General features: G+C 63.8%; 2 protein-coding genes and 1 pseudogene. 2 read left to right on the forward strand and 1 reads right to left on the reverse strand.

From position 1 onward, the window contains the following. Nucleotides 1–301, reverse strand: a 301-nt coding sequence (locus EOC06_RS44110) for a phytanoyl-CoA dioxygenase family protein (RefSeq protein ID WP_368773613.1), incomplete at its 3' end; no start/stop codon positions are given. 88 nt (nt 302–389) lie between these two features. Here EOC06_RS44110 and EOC06_RS33080 point away from each other — a divergent pair. Both EOC06_RS33080 and ubiA read left to right on the forward strand, forming a co-directional pair. Continuing rightward, nucleotides 390–1,301 (forward strand): LysR family transcriptional regulator, encoded by a 912-nt coding sequence (locus EOC06_RS33080; RefSeq protein WP_128309771.1) that lies wholly within the window; start codon nt 390–392, stop codon nt 1,299–1,301. A gap of 68 nt (nt 1,302–1,369) precedes the next feature. Beyond that, a pseudogene (gene ubiA / locus EOC06_RS33085) lies at nt 1,370–2,355 on the forward strand (4-hydroxybenzoate octaprenyltransferase). Nucleotides 2,356–2,390: the final 35 nt, after the last annotated feature.

The following is a 2,390-nucleotide window of genomic DNA, read 5'->3' on the forward strand; positions in this document are numbered from 1 at the left end:
GCGCGGTCCGCGACTGCATCACCGCCGCCGCCAGTTCGGCGGCTGGCGAACCCCGCACCAGGCTGACGAATTCGGGGATGCGCTCCCAGTTGCAGTAGTCATCGAAGAAACTGCCGCGGCCGTTGGCGATGTCGGATGCGGTGACGCTGCGGTTCTGCATGTTGCGTTCGATGCCGGCGGCAATCGTGTCGACCCAGCCCTTGAAGGCGCCGCGAATGCAGACAGCGCCGTCACGCTGATAGTCGGCAATCGTGGACGCGCCGATCATGGTGGCGTCGATGGTGGCAGTCTGGGAAGCCATGGCGTTCTCCTCTGGAATGAAGCCACTATCGCAACACCTCTTCATTCGGTAAAATAATAACTTTCGATCTGACATATAGAGTGCCCCTATGAGTGTGACCCTCACGCAGCTGCGCTACCTGGTTGCCGTGGCGCGTCACGGCAGCGTCACCGGCGCGGCAAAGATGCTGAACGTTTCGCAGCCGTCGATTTCGGTGGCGATCGACGCGGTCGAAAAGAATTTCGGCCAGAAGCTGTTCGTCCGCCAGCGCGGAAGCGGCGTGTCGCCGACATCGTTCGGCCGCGCCGTCGTGGCCAAGGCAAGGCAGGTTCTCACCGAAACGGACGAACTCGTCGGCCTGGGTTCAAGCAAATCGGCTGTCAGCGGTGAGTTGGTGCTGGGATGCTTCGAGGATCTGGCGCCGTTCTTCGCGCCGGCTTTGATCCGCGCCTTCTCCGAACGCTATCCGGCCGTCAAAATCGTCGTTCGCGACGAGACGTTCGAGACGCTGGGACGACGGCTGGGGAATGCGGCCATCGATCTCGGCCTGACTTATGACCTCAGCCTGCCGACGCATTTCGCCCGCATCCTGCTGCGCGAACTTCGCCCGCACGCGCTGTTGCCGGCAGGCCATGCCCTGGCGGACCGCCCAACGGTCAGCCTTGCCGATCTGGCCGCCTATCCGCTGATCACGACGGATCAGCCGCACAGTTGGCAGCACATGCTCGACCTGTTCCGCAGCCGCGGCCTCTCGCCGGTGGCCGATACGACGACAAGCTCGTTCGAACTGCAGCGTAGCATGGTCGCCAACGGCTTCGGCGTCGCGGTCAGCTATACCCGCCCGCACGGCGACCGCAGCTATGACGGCCTGCCGCTTATCTGCAAGCCGCTGTCCGATCCGCTGCCCATGCAGCGGATCCTGCTGACCTATGACACGCATCAGCGTGTGTCGAATGCAGCGCTGGCCTTCGTCGAGGTGGCCAGGGACTGGTTCGCCACCCGCGACATCTTTGCCTCGTGAAAGGCTGACAGGCGCCGCGTCTCCGCTTGCCGCTTGACGGTTTCTGCCGCTGCTGCCACTCCATGGACATGGAAAATATCCAGTCGAAAGCGGCCCAGGGCCGTGTCGCCGATGCGCCGAACGGCCATTGGGTCTACCGCGTGCTGCCGCGCTCGATATGGCCCTATGCGCAGCTTGCTCGATGGGACAGGCCGATCGGCTGGCAGTTGCTGCTGTGGCCGTGCTGGTGGTCGGCAGCCTTGGCGGCAAGCGCCTATCCGCGTCCGGGCGACCCGCTGCTCTCACTGCTGCCGGCGCCTTTGTATCTCGTGCTGTTCCTGGTCGGGGCCATCGCCATGCGCGGCGCCGGCTGCACCTACAACGACCTCGTCGACGAGGACATCGACAGCCAGGTGGAGCGCACGCGCTCGCGAGACCGTTGCCGTCGGGCAAGGCGACGCGCCGGCGGGCATGGCTGTTTCTCGTCCTGCAGGCCCTGGTCGGCCTCGTCGTGCTCATCCAGTTCAACAGCTTCGCCGTCCTGCTCGGCATCTGCTCACTGGCGATCATCGCCATCTATCCATTCATGAAGCGGATAACCAACTGGCCGCAACTGGTGCTTGGCCTTGCCTTTTCCTGGGGCGCGCTGATGGGATGGGCGGTCGAGTTCGGCGATCTCGATGGGCCTGCCATCATGCTTTATATCGGCTCGATCCTGTGGGTGATCGGCTACGACACGATCTACGCACATCAGGACAAGGAAGATGACGCCATTGTCGGCGTGCGCTCGACGGCACGCCTGTTTGGCGATAACACCAAATCGTGGCTGGCCGGGCTTTATGGCGGCGCGCTGATCTGCTTCGCCATCGCCTTCGCGTCGGCGCAAGCGCCGGTGGTGGCGCTGGCCGGACTGATCGCCGCCGGCGCCCATATGGCCCGGCAGATCGCGGTTCTGGATATCGACAATCCGGACCAATGCCTGCGGCTGTTCAGGTCGAACAACCAGGTCGGCTGGCTGATCTTCCTTGGTCTGATCGGCGGCGCTGTGTGGGTGGCGCTGAAGCCGCTGGTTTAGTCTTCCTTCTCCCCGTCACTATACGGGGAGAAGGA

Source organism: Mesorhizobium sp. M7A.F.Ca.MR.362.00.0.0, assembly GCF_004023175.1.
Classification (GTDB): Bacteria; Pseudomonadota; Alphaproteobacteria; order Rhizobiales; family Rhizobiaceae; genus Mesorhizobium.